Source organism: Streptomyces kryoterrae (assembly GCF_054072135.1).
In genome coordinates this window covers 985,904-1,003,285 of sequence record NZ_CM133358.1, presented here as the reverse complement: position 1 = coordinate 1,003,285, position 17,382 = coordinate 985,904, and the positions used below count along the sequence as shown (strand labels likewise).

At 67.2% G+C, this 17,382-nt stretch carries 17 protein-coding genes; 9 read left to right on the top strand and 8 right to left on the bottom strand.

Annotated elements, in window-relative coordinates; translation table 11 throughout:
* The first annotated feature begins 1 nt into the window (after position 1).
* The 5 genes from ACW4TU_RS04095 to ACW4TU_RS04075 all read left to right on the top strand — a co-directional run bounded on the left by ACW4TU_RS04095 (position 2) and on the right by ACW4TU_RS04075 (position 5,212).
* Positions 2 to 1,495, top strand: a complete 1,494-nt coding sequence (locus ACW4TU_RS04095) for an aldehyde dehydrogenase (protein WP_457424711.1) — start codon at positions 2 to 4, stop codon at positions 1,493 to 1,495.
* Positions 1,496 to 1,539: 44 nt separating this feature from the next.
* Positions 1,540 to 2,733, top strand: a complete 1,194-nt coding sequence (locus tag ACW4TU_RS04090) for an acyl-CoA dehydrogenase family protein (protein ID WP_457424709.1) — start codon at positions 1,540 to 1,542, stop codon at positions 2,731 to 2,733.
* A 196-nt stretch (positions 2,734 to 2,929) separates the two neighbouring features.
* On the top strand, positions 2,930 to 3,676 hold the full coding sequence (locus tag ACW4TU_RS04085) for a FadR/GntR family transcriptional regulator (protein WP_457424707.1): 747 nt from the start codon (positions 2,930 to 2,932) through the stop codon (positions 3,674 to 3,676).
* Positions 3,677 to 3,969: 293 nt separating this feature from the next.
* Positions 3,970 to 4,851 carry a helix-turn-helix domain-containing protein gene (locus ACW4TU_RS04080; RefSeq protein WP_457424705.1) on the top strand — a complete coding sequence of 294 codons (882 nt, stop codon included), beginning with the start codon at positions 3,970 to 3,972 and terminating at the stop codon, positions 4,849 to 4,851.
* Positions 4,852 to 5,029: 178 nt separating this feature from the next.
* A complete protein-coding gene (locus ACW4TU_RS04075; RefSeq protein ID WP_457424703.1) occupies positions 5,030 to 5,212 on the top strand; it encodes a hypothetical protein in 183 nt (60 codons plus the stop codon).
* 346 nt (positions 5,213 to 5,558) lie between these two features.
* On the opposite strand, the gene ACW4TU_RS04070 is transcribed toward ACW4TU_RS04075, so the two are convergent.
* The gene (locus tag ACW4TU_RS04070; RefSeq protein WP_457424701.1) at positions 5,559 to 6,431 is read right to left on the bottom strand and encodes an aldo/keto reductase; all 873 of its coding nucleotides are present in this window, start codon (positions 6,429 to 6,431) and stop codon (positions 5,559 to 5,561) included.
* A gap of 283 nt (positions 6,432 to 6,714) precedes the next feature.
* Positions 6,715 to 7,452, bottom strand: a complete 738-nt coding sequence (locus ACW4TU_RS04065) for a hypothetical protein (RefSeq protein WP_457424699.1) — start codon at positions 7,450 to 7,452, stop codon at positions 6,715 to 6,717.
* A 407-nt stretch (positions 7,453 to 7,859) separates the two neighbouring features.
* On the opposite strand from ACW4TU_RS04065, the gene ACW4TU_RS04060 reads away from it, so the two are divergent.
* Positions 7,860 to 8,453, top strand: a complete 594-nt coding sequence (locus tag ACW4TU_RS04060) for a hypothetical protein (protein WP_457424697.1) — start codon at positions 7,860 to 7,862, stop codon at positions 8,451 to 8,453.
* Here ACW4TU_RS04060 and ACW4TU_RS04055 read toward each other — a convergent pair whose 3' ends face one another.
* From ACW4TU_RS04055 to ACW4TU_RS04030, 6 genes are all read right to left on the bottom strand, one after another.
* A complete protein-coding gene (locus ACW4TU_RS04055) occupies positions 8,454 to 8,663 on the bottom strand; it encodes a hypothetical protein (protein WP_457424695.1) in 210 nt (69 codons plus the stop codon).
* A gap of 14 nt (positions 8,664 to 8,677) precedes the next feature.
* On the bottom strand, positions 8,678 to 9,991 hold the full coding sequence (locus ACW4TU_RS04050; protein WP_457424693.1) for an MBL fold metallo-hydrolase: 1,314 nt from the start codon (positions 9,989 to 9,991) through the stop codon (positions 8,678 to 8,680).
* Between the two features lie 78 nt (positions 9,992 to 10,069).
* Positions 10,070 to 10,396 carry an alpha/beta hydrolase family protein gene (locus ACW4TU_RS04045; RefSeq protein ID WP_457424691.1) on the bottom strand — a complete coding sequence of 109 codons (327 nt, stop codon included), beginning with the start codon at positions 10,394 to 10,396 and terminating at the stop codon, positions 10,070 to 10,072.
* Positions 10,380 to 10,505, bottom strand: coding sequence for a hypothetical protein (locus ACW4TU_RS04040; RefSeq protein ID WP_457424689.1), 126 nt, complete (start codon positions 10,503 to 10,505; stop codon positions 10,380 to 10,382). The genes ACW4TU_RS04045 and ACW4TU_RS04040 overlap by 17 nt, the downstream gene beginning before the upstream one ends.
* Before the next feature lie 444 nt (positions 10,506 to 10,949).
* A complete protein-coding gene (moaA, locus tag ACW4TU_RS04035) occupies positions 10,950 to 11,939 on the bottom strand; it encodes a GTP 3',8-cyclase MoaA (RefSeq protein WP_457424687.1) in 990 nt (329 codons plus the stop codon).
* Between the two features lie 454 nt (positions 11,940 to 12,393).
* Positions 12,394 to 13,878: an aldehyde dehydrogenase gene (locus tag ACW4TU_RS04030; protein ID WP_457424685.1), complete on the bottom strand. Its 1,485-nt coding sequence runs from the start codon at positions 13,876 to 13,878 to the stop codon at positions 12,394 to 12,396.
* 558 nt (positions 13,879 to 14,436) lie between these two features.
* Between ACW4TU_RS04030 and ACW4TU_RS04025 the strand changes: the two genes are divergently transcribed.
* The 3 genes from ACW4TU_RS04025 to ACW4TU_RS04015 are packed head-to-tail and all read left to right on the top strand — an operon-like array spanning position 14,437 to position 17,377.
* Positions 14,437 to 15,180: an SDR family NAD(P)-dependent oxidoreductase gene (locus ACW4TU_RS04025; RefSeq protein ID WP_457424683.1), complete on the top strand. Its 744-nt coding sequence runs from the start codon at positions 14,437 to 14,439 to the stop codon at positions 15,178 to 15,180.
* A gap of 23 nt (positions 15,181 to 15,203) precedes the next feature.
* Entirely contained in the window at positions 15,204 to 16,415 is a 1,212-nt protein-coding gene (locus ACW4TU_RS04020) for an acetyl-CoA C-acetyltransferase (RefSeq protein ID WP_457424681.1), read from the top strand.
* A 20-nt stretch (positions 16,416 to 16,435) separates the two neighbouring features.
* Positions 16,436 to 17,377, top strand: a complete 942-nt coding sequence (locus tag ACW4TU_RS04015) for an NAD-dependent epimerase/dehydratase family protein (protein ID WP_457424679.1) — start codon at positions 16,436 to 16,438, stop codon at positions 17,375 to 17,377.
* The last annotated feature ends 5 nt before the right edge of the window (positions 17,378 to 17,382 follow it).

The window sequence follows — 17,382 nt, the reverse complement described above, 5'->3', positions numbered from 1 at the left end:
GATGAAGTCCCTGTACACGAAGGAGAAGTCCATGGTGTGGGAGGGCCGCCACGACCGTCTGTTCATCGGAGGGCAGTGGGTTCCAGCACATGGTGAGCACCTGAGGATAGTGTCGCCGTTCACCGAGGAGGTCATCGCCGAGGTCCCCTCGGCGTCCACGAGCGACATCGACCGCGCCGTCGCGGCGGCGCGCGCCGCGTTCGACAACGGCCCGTGGCCGCGTATGCCGCTGGAAGCGCGCATGGCGGCGCTGCGGGAACTGCGGCGGCTGGTCGCCGAGCACCAGGAGCCCATCGCCCAGCTGATCACCGACGAGATCGGCTGCCCTATCACGCAGTCCCGTGCCCTCCAGGCCGTCAGTCCGGTCCGGGTGATCGACGCGTGCCTCGATCTCGCGCCGGACTACCCGTTCCGGTCGATCCGCACCGCTGAGACGGGCAGCGCACTCGTCACACGGGAGCCGGTCGGCGTGGTGGCAGCGGTCGTTCCGTGGAACGTGCCCATGAGCATCAGCGTCCAGAAGATCGTCCCAGCGATGCTGGCGGGGTGCACGGTCGTGCTGAAGCCGGCCCCGCAGACGCCTCTCGACGCGTATGTCCTGGGCGAGCTGATCGAGCAAGCCGGGTTCCCGGAGGGCGTGGTCAACATCGTTCCGGCAGAGCGCGAGAGCAGCGAGTACCTCGTCGCGCACCAGGGCGTCGACAAGGTGACCTTCACCGGATCAACCGCCGCGGGCCGGCGGATCGCGGCGCTGTGCGGTCACGACCTGCGGCGCGTCACGCTCGAGCTGGGGGGCAAGTCGGCCGCCGTCGTCCTCGACGACGCCGACCTCGACCAGGCCGTGGAGACGATGCGCCTCGGGGCGTTCCGCAACAACGGTCAGGTGTGCAGCCTGAAGACCAGGGTGCTGGTCTCCGAGGCGCGCCAGGACGAGCTCGTCGAGCGGCTGGGCGCCTTGATCGACTCGATGCCCGTGGGCAGCCCCTACGACGAGGCCACCCAGATCGGGCCGCTGTTCTCCTCCCGGCAGCGCGAGACGGTCGAGCACTACATCGCCACCGGCCACAAGGAAGGCGCGACCCTCGTCAAGGGCGGTGGACGTCCGCAGGGTCTTGACCGCGGTTGGTTCGTGGAACCGACGCTCTTCACCGGTGTGCGGCCCGACATGACGATCGCTCAGGAAGAGATCTTCGGACCGGTCCTCGCCGTCATGACCTACCGGGACGAAACCGAGGCGGTCGAGATCGCCAACAACTCCGCCTATGGCCTCAGCGGGGCCGTGTTCACCTCGGACCCCCGTCGAGGGCTGGAACTCGCGAGCCGGATCCGCACCGGTGTCGTGGAGCTGAACGGGCACCCGGTGGGGCTCAGGGCTCCGTTCGGCGGGTTCAAGGCCAGCGGGATCGGGCGCGAGTTCGGCCCAGAGGGCCTCGACGCCTACACGGAGGTGCGGTCCATCGGACTGCCCCCGGACGTGGCGGCATCGCTCGCGTGAACGACTACACCGTGGCTATTGGATCGAGAGGAACGAACTGTCAGATGGATCGTCTTGCCAGTACCGATGGACTGACCGAGGACCAGCGCGAGATCCTCAAGCTGGTCCGGCAGTTCGTCGAGGAAAAGATCATGCCGGTCGCGACCGGGCTCGAGCACAGGGACGAGTATCCGACCGAGATCGTCGAGGGCTTGAAGGAGCTCGGCGTCTTCGGCCTGACGATCCCGGAGGAGTACGGCGGCCTCGGTGAGTCCTTGCTGACGTACGCGCTGTGCGTGGAGGAGATCGCGCGGGGCTGGATGAGCGTCTCGGGTGTCATCAACACGCACTTCATCGTCGCGTACATGCTGATGCAGCACGGCACCGAGGAGCAGAAGCGGACGTACCTCCCGCGGATGGCCACCGGCGAGGTCCGGGGCGCCTTCTCGATGTCGGAGCCGGGCCTCGGCTCCGACGTCTCGGCCGTGTCCACCAAGGCCGACAGACTTCCCGACGGCTCCTACTCGATCACCGGCCAGAAGATGTGGCTGACCAACGGCGGCTCGTCGAACCTGGTCGCGGTGCTGACGAAGACCGACGAGGGCGCGGACTCGGTCTACAGGAACATGACCACGTTCCTGGTGGAGAAGCAGCCCGGCTTCGGCGAGACCGCCCAGGGCGTCACCATCCCGGGAAAGATCGACAAGATGGGCTACAAGGGCGTCGACACCACCGAGATGATCTTCGACGATCATCGGATCGGGGCTGGTCAGATCCTCGGCGGAGATCCCGGCAAAGGCTTCTACCAGATGATGGACGGCGTTGAGGTGGGCCGGGTGAACGTCGCCGCGCGGGCGTGCGGGATCGCCGTTCGCGCCTTCGAGCTGGGCATCGCGTACGCGCAGCAGCGTGAGACGTTCGGCAAGCCGATCGCACAGCACCAGGCGATCCTGTTCCGCCTCGCCGAGATGGCGACCAAGGTCGAGGCCGCGCACGCGATGACGGTCCGTGCGGCCCGCAAGAAGGATGCGGGCCGGCGCAACGACGTCGAGGCCGGCATGGCCAAGATGCTCGCGAGCGAGTACTGCAAGGAAGTGGTCGAGGCGTCGTTCCGCATCCATGGCGGGTACGGCTACTCCAAGGAATACGAGATCGAGCGGCTCTACCGTGAGGCGGCCTTCATGCTCATCGGCGAGGGTACCTCCGAGATCCAGAAGATGATCATCGGTCGCAGTCTGCTCAAGGAGTACGCGATGTGATGTGCCGAGCGGTAGCCCTTGCCGGTCGCCCCGGCGCAGACCGGCGCCGGGCGATCCCGCCCCCAAGGCTGAAGCACGACATTTTTCAGTATGACAATTGACTACCTTGGTCATATACTGCAGCTTTCGGGATCTGGAGCCTTGGTGTGTCCGACGCGACCGCGTCGGCCGGCCTGGCGGGCGTGGAGGGTTTTGCATGGCTGGTGCGGCGAGGTCTGGGGCCGACGAGAGGTTCAAGGCACGGCAGGTGATGCGGCCACGCGACCAGGTGGAGCAGCAGATCCGGGATGCGATTTTGGAGGGACATTTCGCTCAGGGGGAGAAGCTTCCACCGGAGACGGAGCTGGCGAAGCAGTTCGGGGTGAGCCGTCCGACCGTGCGTGAGGCACTGGGTGCGTTGGTGAGCGGGGGACTGATCCGGAAGATCCCTGGGATGTCCGGCGGGAGTTTCGTCAATACGGTGACTCCGGATTCGCTGAGCCGGATGCTGAGTGAGTCAGTGGACACGATTTTGCGTCTGGGCGCGTTGGATGTATTTGAGTTGACGGAGGTGCGGCGGGTACTGGAGGTGCCGGCCGCGCGTATGGCTGCCGTGCATCGGAGTGAGGCGCAGGTAGACGAGTTGCGGTCGATTGTGGAGCGACAGCGGACGACCACGATTGATGATCCGGGAATTCCGGGTTATGACCTGGCCTTTCACACGACGATCGGGCAGGCGTCGGGTAATCGGTTGCTGGCGGCATTCATTGCGGCTGTGCATGATGCGACGCATCCGGCGCAGTTTCTGGATGTGACGGAAGAGGTGGGGAGGCGGACGGTGAAGCAGCACATGGTGATCCTCAAGGCGATCGAGGAGGGGGACGAGAGGGCGGCTGCGGAAGCGATGCAGTCGCACCTCGACTACGTCCTGCGCTACTCGACCGCGCAGAGCGATTCTGTGTGACCTTCTGCCCGCTGTCTCGGCGCCCTGCCGGCACGGCTCGGTACGGCAGCCAGGTGTTCTCAGCCGATCGCGAGAACCACGGAGCCGCTGGTACATGCAGGTGGCGTGCTTGCGGATGAGCGGTGTTCCTTCGCTGCCAGGCTCCGCGTGCCGAAGCCGGGAAGACCTGCAACAGCGACTGGATATCCAGCCTCACAAACGAGGTCGGGGCGCGAAAAAGCGGTGAAATCCATCCCGGGAGGGGAACATCCTGGGAGGGAATTCTCCCCCCTTTCCCGGATGGAATCGGTGTCATGCTGGGAAGCGTGACTGCCAACGTCCCCCTCAACGAACTGGGAGAATTCCTCAAGAAGCGCCGCTCGGAGCTGAGCCCGCGCACGGTCGGACTGCCCGAGACCGACAGGCCCCGCCGGGTGGCAGGGCTGCGCCGTGAGGAGGTCGCCCGGCTCGCCAGCATCAGCACCGACTACTACACCCGTCTCGAGCAGGGCCGCATGCACGCCTCCGCACCCATACTGGACATCCTGGCCCGCGTACTCCAGCTGGACGACGACGAGGGCGGCTACCTCTTTCAGCTCGCGGGCAAGACCACCACCCGCACGAGACGGCGCGGTCGGCAGCAGGTCCAGCCGCAGCTGCAGCGGGTACTGGACGACCTCACCGCCACCCCCGCCATCGTGCAGGGCAGGCGCGGCGACATTCTGGCCTGGAATGCACTTGCGGCTGCCCTGGTCACCGACTTCTCCCGCCTCCCGGAAAAGCATCGCAACTACCCGCGGATCACCTTCACGGATCCGGCTATGCGCACCCTGTACGCCGACTGGAAGACCTCGGCGCACCTCTCCGTGGCCCAGCTGCGGATGGAAGCCGCGAAGTTTCCTGAAGATCCCCGCCTGATTGAGCTGGTCGGTGAACTGTCCCTGCGGGACGCACAGTTCGCCCGCTGGTGGGGTGATCACCACGTCGCCGCCCGCACAGTGGGCACGAAGACCCTCAACCATCCGGTCGTCGGGGAACTCGTCCTGGACTGGGACACCCTCACCGCCAACACCGACCCCGACCAGCACCTGACCGTCTGGACCGCCGCCCCTGGCTCCTCCGCCCACGACCGGCTGCGCATCCTCGCCTCCTGGGCCACGGACCAGCACCTGTACCCCTCGGAGCCACACATCTGACGCCGCCGAAAGCCCTCGTCGATCGGCTTCCGCCCAATCCGCACGCCCATGGGGCGGTTTTCACGTTCACGATCCGCCAGACCGGCGGCTTCACCCGCAAGATCGGCGGTGCCCCGGGGCTGCGTGTGTCCGGAGGGTCCGTCCGGACGGCTCGACTCCGTGGTGAGGGAGCGCGCCGATGACGCACGCACCGCTCGTGCTGGTGGGGATGGCGCGGGCATCGCAGCCCCTGACGAGCCTGACGGCTTACGGTTGTCGAGATCACGTACCGCTGCTACTGCCGACGCCGGACCTGCCAGACGACGACCCCTTTCCGTGGATCGAGGAGGTCGAGGATTTTCTGGCCGATCTCCAAGACTAAGAAGATGTAAAGGGCTTCCACGAGAAGAGGGGAGGACGAGCAGACTTGCGTCTTCTTCATCGCCAGAGCCGACGAAGACATCTGCTGACGGTAGCCTCCCGCGTGGTCACGCTGCACGGAGTCCCTGCGGGAACCCTCGGGTCGTCGGCGACGAGGCCGAGGAATCCGGTGTGGGTCGACGCGTGACAGGAGGACACTCGTCATCCCCATACGCATGAAGAGACTTCGCTCCACGCGCCTGGTTGGCGGAGACGCCCCCCGCCGTCACGTGCGCATGGCGGACGTCCTACAGCACTGGTTCGCACCACAGGACGCCCTGCCCCGGCATACTTCGGCGTCCTGCGGATCAGATGGCGTCGGTGAGAGAGCTGAACTCGTCGTCGGTGAGTCGGACCAGTGCGGCGGCGGTGTTCTCCTCCAGATGCGACACCCTGGAGGTGCCGGGAATCGGAAGTATCACGGGGGAGCGGCGCAGGAGCCAGGCGAGGGCGAGCTGCGAGGGGCTCGCCTCATGCTGTTTGGATGCGGCGTCCAGGGGGCCGCCCGGACGGGCGAGCTCGCCGGTGGCGATCGGGAACCAGGGGATGAACGCGATGTTCTCAGCCTCGACGTAGTTGAGTACGCCTTCAGCCGAGCGGTTCGCGAGGTTGTAGAGGTTCTGCACGGAGACGATCTCGGTGTGTGTGCGGGCTTCCTTCAGCTCTTCGACCGTCACTTCCGACACGCCGATGTGGCGCAGCTTGCCTTCTTGCTGCAGCCGGGCCAGCTCCCCCAGTTGGTCGGCGAGCGGAACCGTGGGGTCGATGCGATGCAGCTGATACAGATCGATGCGCTCGAGTCCGAGGTGGCGCAGGCTCAACTCCACCTGCTGACGCAGGTACTCGGGCCGGCCGTTGGGTCGCCAGTCGCCTGGGCCCGGGCGGGTGAGACCGCCCTTGGTGGCGATGACCAGGTCATCGGCGTAGGGATGCAGAGCCTTGCGGATCAGCTGCTCGTTGACGAACGGTCCGTAGGCGTCGGCCGTGTCGATGAAGTTGATGCCCAGCTCCACGGCTCGGCGCAGGACTCGGATGGCCTCGTCCGGATCTCGCGGCTCGCCCCAAACGCCGGGGCCCGTCAGCTGCATGGCGCCGTAACCGAGACGGTTGACCGTCAGGTCGCCACCCAGGTCGAAAGTGCCCGAGGCGACCGCGGGGTTCGTGGTGGGCTGCGTGCTCATAACAAGGTCCTTAGGTGAGTTCGAAGGTCCAGGAGGACGGCGGGTACGGTCGGGCTATTGAACGTGGAGGGGGGCTGTTCAGCTCTGCCGACGCTCTCGGCCGCCTGCCCGGCGGCGACGAGGCAGTACCTCGCCGCCGTGTTCATCACCGACTGCCCGAGCCTTTCACCAACGCTCCGCCTGAGGAAGGGACGGTTCTTTCCCAGGACGGAACTGTCCCGGGGAAGGAACCTCCCTCCTTGAGTGTGAGTGTGTACACGCCAACCGCAGAGCCGGCTGGGTTTTACGTCGGTGGCGAAGCCGGATGTGCCGGGGCCTGAGCAGGGCTTCGCCGCTGCGGCACCGCCTCGCCGGAGCGGGCGGAATTCGGCGAGCGGCGGAGCCTGGGCCAGACAACCAGGATGCTGGCGGCAAGCCCTCCGAGGGAGAGGAGGGTCAGCTGGCCTGCGATGGAAGGGCAGCCCGATGGCGCTTCATAGCCGCCGTCCTGGAGACCCGCGTGACGCTCGAAGTGGTTGAAGGCGCCGGGGAAGACTGCCTCGTCGAGGGCGTACAGCGCGGGGAAGGCGGACGGCCCTGCGGCGATCGAGAACGCCGCCCACTGGTCGGCATGCCGGGCCTCGTGCTCCGACAGGCGCTGCATGTGCGGTGTGTCCGCCTCCATGCGCTGGTCGGTGAGGAAGACGGTGCCGAACATGGTGCCTGCGCGGACGACCCCGTCCTGCAGGACCACGGCGGTCGTCCCGTTGTCGGTGCACTGGTACAGGTCGCCGCCTTTGGCCACGCCGTAGAGCAGGGCCGCCCCGGAGACCGGCGCGTTGACTATCGTGCGGGTCGTTTCCCACGGGCCCCCGTCCCCATTGGCCGCCGCGTTGCCGTACGCGTCGGCGGCGGGTTGGGCGGGTTGTACCGCGCAGGTGCGGAACTCGTCGGCGGCGCCGACCGCGACGAAGGAACCGGCGCACACCAGTTGCACCACCGCTCCGGCGGCGACCGCCCCCACACGGCGCCGGGACGGCACCCGTCCGCGTAGCGTGCTGACGAGGCCGAGGGCAAGGCCCACAAGGCCGCCGCAGATCAGGCACGCCAGCCACCACAACGCTTTGCCGGTTCTCCGGTTCCCTGGCGGCGTGGCGGGTGGCTGTCGATCTGGAAGGGGTGGCTGTCGCTCCGGGACTACCGTGGGAACGGGCCGGTCCAGCGTCGACGTCGTCATGAGCGCCTTTCTGGGCTGGTGGAAAAGAAGACCCCGCTCATCGTTCCGTGGTAATTCTCGGGTCGTGGTCCGTGGGAGAGGGGAATGTTCACGATCGATCTTTATATACGAACGAAGGCGAGAAAAGAGGAGAGTTTCATCCGGGGAGAAAGATATCCTGGGAATAAACTCTCCCCCCTTTCTCGGATGTGATTGTTGCCACGCTGGATAGCGTGGCTGGCGTCAATCGCCTCAATGAATTGGGAGAGTTCCACAAGAAGCGCCGGGCTTTGGCTCGCTGTACGGTGCGGAAGCCGCACGCCTCGCTGGCGCGGCGGTCAGCGTTGGCGATGGCCGCGCGGACGGTGCGGGTTGCTGAGGGATGGAACAGCCGCCGTTCCTCTGCGGAGTGGATCGCCGTGTCGGACGTCAACTACTGCTCTGCCGACCGACCTGGCGGTGACACCACCGGCCGCATCGTCATCCGCGTCCCCCAGGCCCACTACGCGGATGCCGCCCAGATCCGCCAGAGCCCGGAGCGCCGGCCGCCGCTCACTGCCTGGTCCGCGCCGACGACGGACCCGTCGCGCAGTTGGTCCGAGAGGTGGACGTTGGATACTGCGTCGCTTCGTCGACGCACCGAGCCGCTGGTGACGCAGACGCCCGGTGACATGCTTATCGTTCCCGAATGGAAAGGGGCGTGTTTCCGCGATGACTTCCATCTTGGGATGGAAAGCGAGCGGGCCGCCGCAGCGCTGCAGGGGAAAAGCGGCTTACTGCGCGACGGCGGCCTCAGAAAATTCGGCAGCCAGAACAGCAGGGCTTGATCAAGTTCCGTAGGTGTCCGGTTCGTTGGGGATGCCCAGGATGGGGAGTACTCGTTGGGGCTCGTCGCGGATCGCCCGGGTGGTCTTGGCGATGTTGTCGGCTCCGAGGGTTTTCAGCACGCCGATGGCGAGGTTGCGGAGGGTCGCCATGGCCCGTGGTGCGAGGGCGCCGTGCAGCGTGAGAACGCTGACCGGCGCACCTCTGCTCATCGCGCGGGCTCGGCCTACCGGCCGCTCAACACGCATGGAACGTAGCCGACCCGCTCGTCCGGATCGCCGTCGACCGTTGGGGTGATCGGTGTCTCCGCAGCGGTGCGCCACGGCAGCTTCGGCCACCACTGCCGCTGTGCGGCAACGGCGTCCGCGGTCGGCTCCGTCGGCACCCCCGGGACGAGCACCAGGTAACCCTGCTTCTGGCATTCCGCTTCCGCTCGCACCCGCTCGACCGGTTCTGTCCAGCTGTGCGGCGCGAGATCGAACAGTCCCCAGTGCACCGGAATGATCAGCTTGCCGCCCACCAGTTCGTTCACGCGCACGGCGAGTTCGGGTCCCAGGTGCTGGTCCGGCCAGTCCGGGTCGTACTCCCCTGATTCGATCAGAGTCACGTCGAACGGCCCGAGGCGTTCGCCGATCTGCGTGAGAGCGGGCGCGTACCCGGTGTCGCCCGAGTACCAAGCCCGGTGCTGCGGGCCGCGCAACGCCCACCCCGACCACAGGGTTTCGTTGCTGCGCAGCGGGTCTCGGCCCGAGTTGTGCCGGGCGGGAGTGGAGACGAGTTCCAGGGAGCCGACCTTGGTGGTCTGCCACCAGTCGAGTTCGCGAATCTGCTGCGCGGGGACACCCCACCGTTCCAGGTCCGCTCCGATTCCCAGGGGCACCACGAACGTGGTGTCCGACCAGCCGGACATCGCACTGATCGTCGGTTGGTCGAGGTGATCCCAGTGGTCATGCGAGATGACCACGACATCCACCGGGCGGAGATCGGAGAGTGCGGCGGGCGCCGGGTAGAACGGCTTGATGCCGAGCAGGCCGTTCGGCCCTGCCTGTTCTCCCCAGAACGGGTCGATCAGCACTCGGGTACCGTCGATCTCCATCAGCGTCGACGAGTGGCCGAACCAGGTGATGCGCAGCCCCTCCGCCGGCGGATCATCGAACAGACTGGTGTCGGTCGCCGCGATGTGAAGGGGCTGATCCGGGCTACTGGTATCGCTGCTGTCACCGTCGAAGATCGTCCCTGCGAGCGGTGCCCGCGGGGACAGCCACAGCGGCTGGGGGTCCCTGAACTCGCCGTCGTGCCACTGCGGTGACCTCTCGATCCTGGCCTGCCGCTCGCCGGACGGAGACGCACCGAACGGTGTGGTGCGCACGTAGATCAGACCACCGACCACCGTGATCACGATCAGCACGCCGACGACGACCACGGCCCAGCCGATCCGCCGCCGCCAGCGTCGCGGCCTGCGCGGAGCCGACTCGGCCGCACCGTCCTCGGGTGGGTTCGGGACGGTGGGGCCATCGTCCTCATTCAGTCGTGCGGTCACCACGTCGGTCCTTCTGCGCATTTCACGTCGGCGTCTTTCAAAAGCAGGGAGAGAAACAGGGCAGTTGACACGCCTCAGTCAGCGCAGGTGCGCGGTCATGAAGCGGGCGACCAGCGCGGCCGGCTGGTCAGGATTCCGGCTGAACTCGTGGTCCTGACCAGGAAGCAGATGCAGTTCGCCGTTCCGGAAACGGGCGGCGTAGTCCTCGGACCGGCTCGGGGGAATGAGCGCGTCGTCGGAGCCGTGGATGATGCTGACCGGCGCGGTGTAGCGGGAGGGGACCTCGTTGATCGGGAGAGTCTGCGCGGTGACGAGATAGTCGCGGCCGATCTGCACACCGAACGCCTCCAGTGCCCTGGCGAGCCCCCGCGGTGGCCGTGGCACCCAGTCACCCGTCGTCGTCACGCGCTCGGGCAAGGTGCGGGGCGTCGAGCAGAGCGACCTGGGACTGACTGGCGAGAGCGTCGCCGGAGTGGCGCTCGGGGTGGGCGGCTTCGCCCCGATTCTGACCCAACGGAGTACTCCTAACTTGTCGGTTGAATCGGCAGCGCGACGAAACGTGTCGGCTCATTCATGATCAGCAACGTTGCCATGACTCTCGCCCGACTGGGAGGGAAAGATGTATCTCCCCTCAATTGTTCAGCTCATGGCAGTGGAGGCATGGGGCAGGCTTTAAGTGCCGGTTCCGATATATCCCGACCTCTTGGCGACGATACAGCCGAGCCCAAAGGTGCCACTGAATGCACTCACGCCAGCTATTGCTGTTGCTTTTAGCCCCGCACCGAAGACGGTGAACGCGAGTTCAGCCAGGAGGGTCATGATTGTTGATGTCAAAAGGATGACTCCGATGGCAAACCGGCTGATATCTTCACCCTCTGATGCTCCCCGAGGGGTTTCACTTTCAGATGGCGTCTGATTTTCCACTCCATCGTTCTTTCTGGTTTCGGGGCGTTGCGGTCTAGCCGCCGATGGCGGACATCGGCCTGTCCGGCTGGACGAAGGACGGGTCGTCCAGGCCCGCGCCCGCCTTCTTGCCCCACATCGCCAGGCGCCAGATGCGGGCGATCTCCTCGTCCGGGGCGCCGGAGCGGAGCGCTGCGCGCAGGTCGGTCTCCTCGCGGGCGAACAGGCAGGTGCGTACCTGGCCGTCAGCCGTCAGGCGCGTGCGGTCGCAGGCCGCGCAGAACGGGCGAGTGACCGAGGCGATGACGCCCACGCGGTGCGGGCCGCCGTCGACGATCCAACGCTCCGCCGGGGCCGAGCCGCGCTCCCCGGAGCCCTCTTCCGTGAGCGTGAAGCGGGTGCGCAGGGAAGTCAGGATGTCCCCGGCGGTGATCATGCCGTCGCGTTTCCAGCCGTGCTGGGCGTCGAGCGGCATCTGCTCGATGAACCGCAGTTCGTAATCGTGCTCGATCGCCCAGGCCAGCAGGTCCGGGGCCTCGTCGTCGTTGAGGCCCCGCATCAGCACGCTGTTCACCTTGACCGGGGTCAGGCCCGCCTCGCGAGCGGCCCGCATTCCCTCCAGGACGTCCTGGATACGGTCCCGGCGGGTGAGGGTCTTGAAGACGTCCGGGCGCAGGGTGTCCAGCGAGACGTTGACCCGGTCCAGGCCCGCCGCCTTCAGCGCGGCCGCGGTGCGCTTGAGACCGATACCGTTGGTTGTCAGGGACATCTGTGGGCGGGCGTCCAGGGCAGCGACGCGCTCGACCATCCCGACCAGCCCGGGACGCAGCAACGGCTCACCGCCGGTGAAGCGAACCTCCTCGACACCTAGCGAGGTGACCGCGATGTCGATCAGACGGACGATCTCGTCATCGCTCAGCAGGTCGCTCTTGCCCAGCCACTGCAAACCCTCCTCGGGCATGCAGTACGTACAGCGCAGGTTGCAGCGGTCGGTGAGTGAGACTCTCAGGTCGGTGGCCTGCCGGCCGTAGGTGTCGATGAGCACGCGGGCCCCTCCCTCGTCGGACATCCGCGCTGTCGACGTTCGGTGAACCGGCCTTTCCTCAACAACGGTCGAGGCCTTCTCAGCCTGGCTTGAGGCTCAGAGTATCTGAGGGTGCAGCTGTCTCCGCCTGGCAAAGGGGGGAGAAAATCCTCCCTGGATAGCTTCTTCCCGTGATGAAGATCCCCCTTGTGTAGAGCGGCAGAAGGGCATCCGTCATTTCTTGGATTCGGGTCGATGCCTCATCATCGATCCTCCACGGGAATTCTGACCACGAGTGCCAGGCGCGTCCTGGGTGTTTGGCCAGGGCGTCCGCTAAGCCTGGCGTTTATGCCCTTTTTCGGGTGCCTGATCACTTCACAGCAGACTCGACCCGGAGTCGACGCAGCTCAGGTCTGCCACCCGTGCCTGTGAGGATGGAAGATGGGGCCCCGGCTTCGGGCCGCTGTCCCCAGGGTCAAGCCCGCGGGTTGAAGGGGTCCTTGATGACGTTGCCGGTGTCGATCCAGGCGGTCTTGACCTCGGTGTACTCGTTCACGGCATGGACGCTGTTCTCCCGTCCGATGCCGCTCTCCTTGAAGCCGCCGAACGGGGCGACGTAGTTGACCTTGCGGTAGTTGTTGATCCACACCGTGCCCGCGCGCAGGCGCCGGATCATCCGGTGGGCCAGCGCGATGTCGCGGGTCCACACTCCGGCGGCCAGGCCGAAGCTGCTGTCGTTGGAGATGCGGACGGCGTCGTCCTCGTCGCGGAACCGGATCAGTGACGCAACCGGCCCGAACACTTCCTCGCGGGCGATGCGCATGTCGTTGGTGACCTCGGTGAACACCGTCGGTTCGACGAACAACCCCTTCTCCAGGGCGGGATCGTCCGGGCGCTTGCCTCCGGTGGCGAGCACCGCGCCCTCGGCCTTGGCGATGTCGATGTACCGAAGCACCTTGTCGTACTGCGCCCGGCAGGCGACCGTGCCCATTTCGCTGGCGGGGTCGCTCGGATCGCCCAGCCGGATCTGTGCGGCACGGGTGGAGAGCGTCTTGGCGAAGTCGTCGTAGATGTCGTCGTGGACCAGGACGCGGGACCCTGCCATGCAGGTTTGGCCAGTGGCCGCGAAGATTCCGGCCATCACACCGTTGACGGCGTTGTCCAGATCGGCGTCGGGAAAGACGATGTTCGGTGACTTGCCCCCCAGCTCCAGCGTCACACGGGCCAGCCGAGCGGCCGCCGTGGCTGCGATCTGCTTGCCCACCGCCGACGATCCGGTGAACGAGATCTTGTCGACCCCGGGGTGAGCCACCAGCGCGGCCCCGGTCTCGCCGGCCCCGGTCACCACGTTGACCACACCGTCAGGGAAGCCCGCCTCCTTGATGAGCCGAGCGAACACCAACGTCGAAACCGGCGTGATCTCCGACGGCTTGACCACCACGGTGCACCCGGCCGCCAGGGCCGGCGCCAGCTTGGCCATCAACAGCATCAGCGGGCTGTTCCACGGCGTGATCAGGGCAACCACGCCGATCGGCTCGCGAACCGTGAACGCCTGCATGTTCGGCACGCTCGTCGCCAGCGTCTCACCGATCGGGCTCTCTGCCACCCCGGCGAAGAAATAGCAGTGGTTCGCCAACGCCTTTGCCTGGTCGGCCACTTCACGGATCAGCTTGCCGTTCTCGCGTACCTGCACGGCTGCCAGCTCGGCGGAGCTCTGCGTGATCAGGTCGCCCAGCCGGCGCAACAGGCCCGCACGCATCAAGGGACTCGCGGCCGACCATGGACCGTGCTCGAAGGCCTGCCGTGCCGCGGCCACCGCGGCACCCACATCCCCCGCGGTCGCTGTCGACACCTCCGCCCAGTCCTCGCCGTCGAACGGACTAGTACACCTGAACGTCGCGCCGTCGGTACTCTCCCGCCACTGACCGTCGATAAGCATCGAGAAGCTCTCGATCGGCATCTCGAACCTTCCTTTCCTTGGGGTGCGCGCTGTGTGGCGCCCTGACGGGGCAGCGGGAATGGTCCTGTGCGGCAGGGCGGCACGGATGAACAGGAGGCGGCCGTGAGCTGGGCCGGACCGTACGAGGACGACTCGGCGACCGGCGTGGCTGGCGCCATCTCGTGAATCTAACCTTGACCCTTCAGCCGGTCAACTGTCAGACACTGGCAAGCCTGCAACCCCGGTTCTCGTCCGGTCTCCGCCTGTGGACCGGAATGATCGGCGTCCCGAGGCGCCGGCCGGGCGGACGCAGCCGATGCCGTGAGGTCGCACCGCAGGGGCAGGGTCGGTGATTCGCCAGTGCCACCTTGTCAAGTCGATCGACTGTGCGCGCGGGGCCTGCGCCGCCTGTCGCGGTCCGGGTAGCGGCGTGGCGATCCCGAGGTTTCGGCGCGGGCCGGCCGACGGAGCGCTTCGAGTTCGATGGGCCGCCACCTGCGGTGATGCCTTAAATGCCTTGTCCGTGAAACACGCTGATCGCACCTTGACAGGGAGTTGAATGTCAGACATCTTGAATCCATGTCCACACAGGTCGCCATCGTCACGGGCGCGGGCCGAGGCCTCGGCCGCGCCGTCGCCCACAGCCTGGCCCGCCGCAAGGTCGCCGTCGTCCTCGCAGGCCGCACGTCCCACCATCTTGCGGAACTCCGCGACACCCTGCTCGGTGAGGGCGGCACCGCCCTGGCTGTTCCGACCGACGTTTCCGACGGTGCGTCTGTTCAGGCCCTGTTCGATGCGTGCCTGGAGGAGTACGGACGTCTGGACGTCCTGGTCAACAACGCCGGTGTGACCGCGCAGGTCAGCCTCGCCGAGACGACGGAGGACGACTGGGACCGCATCTTCGACATCAACGCGCGGGGCATGTTCCTGTGCAGTCGGGCGGCGGCTCGGCACTTCGTGTCGGCGGGTTCCGGCCGGGCGATCAACGTCGCCTCGGTGTTCGGACTGCTCGGACGACCCGGATTCACCGCCTACGGCGCGTCGAAGGGCGCCGTCATCAACTTCACCCGTGCCGCGGCAGCGGAGTGGGCGAAGTTCGGAGCGCAGATGAACGCCGTGGCACCCGGCTACTTCGCGACGGACATCAACGCCGAGCTGCGCGACGACGAGGCCGCGGTCGCCAGGGTGCTGAGGCGGATCCCGGCACGCCGCATGGGACGGCCCGAGGAACTCGCCGATCTCGTGACCTACCTGTCCCTCGACGCACCCGACTTCCTGACGGGGCAGACCATTGCCCTCGATGGCGGAGAGTCCAGCGTCTGACCATGTCCCCAAGGAGACGAACCATGTTCGAGGCCGTCATCTGCGAACCCGTCCGCACCCCGGTCGGGCGCTACGGGGGGGTGTTCAAGGACCTCCCCGTCACGCATCTGGCCGCCACGGTCGTCAAGGGCCTGGTCGACCGCACCGGCATCACCGGCGAGGACATCGACGACGTGATCTTCGGCCAGGGATACGCCAACGGAGAGGCGGCGGCCATCGGCCGGATCGCCGCCCTGGACGCCGGCCTGGACATCACCGTTCCCGGCCTGCAGATCGACCGGCGGTGCGGATCAGGACTGCAGGCCGTGATCTACGCGTGCATGCAGGTCGCGACCGGCGGTTCCGAGCTCGTGCTCGCCGGCGGCGCCGAAAGCATGAGCCAGGCCGAGTACTACATCCCTGGCATGCGCTGGAACCAAGGCCGTCAGCCGCAGCTGCTCGACCGGCTCGCACAGCCGCGCGGCAACTCGGGAGGCCGACGTTTCCCGGTGTCCGGGGGGATGATCGAGACGGCGGAGAACCTGCGTGCCGAGTACGGGATCAGCCGGACGGAGCAGGACGAGTGGGCGGTCCGTTCGCACGCCCGCGCCGTCAGTGCGATGGAACGGGGCCTTTTCACTGACGAGACGATCCCGGTGGTGGTGCCGGGTCGCAAGGGCGACGACCTCACAGTGACCGCTGACGAGCACCCCCGGCCGGGTACCACGGTCGAGTCGCTCGCCCGTCTGCGCCCGCTACTCGAGGGCGCCATCGACGGGGCGACCGTGACCGCGGGCAACTCCAGCGGCCAGAACGACGCCGCCGCCGTCGCCGTCGTCACGACGCCGGAACGCGCCGAGCAGCTCGGACTGCGCGCCTACGCCCGGCTGGTGAGCTGGTCGCTCGCCGGCGTGGAGCCACAACGCATGGGAATAGGCCCGGTTCCCGCCGCGCAGCGGGCACTCGAACGAGCCGGACTCCAATGGTCGGACCTCGATCTGGTGGAGCTGAACGAGGCCTTCGCCGCCCAGGTGCTCGCCTGTCTGCGCGAGTGGAAACTCACCAATGGTGACCTGGAGCGGGTCAACGTCAACGGTTCGGGCATCTCCCTCGGCCACCCCATCGGCGCCACCGGCGGCCGGATCCTCGCGAACCTCCTCCGCGAACTCGACCGTCGCGAGGCGCGCTACGGAATGGAGACCATGTGCATCGGCGGAGGCCAGGGACTCGCGGCGATCTTCGAGCGGGTCGCGTGATGGCCCGGCGACGCGTACTCGTGACCGGCGCTGCGGGATTTCTCGGCTCGCACGTCGTCGAGCGACTGAGCGCGGCAGGCCGTTACGACGTCGTGGCCACGGACGTGATGCGCACGGAGCGCTCCGACGCCCTGGCCGCTCTGGACGACGTCGAGTTCCTCGCCATGGACCTGCGCGACACCGAGGCACTCGAGGCGGCTGTCGGCGAGTGCGACAGTGTCGTCCATCTGGCCGCGGTCAGGACCCAGACCGCGTCGGCGTCACCGCGCGCCGCGTACGACGTGAACGTGGGCGCGGCGTACGACCTCCTGAGCCTGTTGGCTCGTCACGGGGTCGAACGACTGGTGCTCGGGTCGACCCACAGCGTCTACGGCCCGTTCGGCGACCCGGCGGCACCGCCGTTCACCGAGGGCCAGGCGTCGATCCGCCCCGGTCTCAGCATGTACGCGGCGAGCAAGCTGGCCGCGGAGGCCTTCGCGGAGGCGTTCGCCCATGCCGGCGGGGCCCCGTACGTCATCCTCAGATACGGCACCATCTACGGGCCTCGGGCCAACCGTGACTCCAACGCCGGCATCCTGCTCGACATTCTCGACGCACTCGACCGGGGTGAGCGACCGTCCGTGCCCTGGCAGCGGGACGCCGTGCACGCTCTCGTCCACGTCGACGACGCGGCGCTGGCCACCGTCCGCGCGCTGGAGATGGCCGGCGTCGAGCGCACGGCGGTCAATGTCGTCGGGCCGCCGGTCACCGCGGACGAGCTCTACACCGCGCTCGTGCGCATCCACGGTTCCGACCCGGCCACCATCGAATGGCGCGACGAGCGCACCAGGTACCAGCACGTCAGCTCCGAGCGGCTGGCCTCGGAACTTGGCCTCACCACGACGACCGACCTGCTCAGCGGCCTCCAGGAGTTCGTCGACTGGTATCGCGAGGACGTCAAGACCGTCGACCAAGCCCAGTGATCGGA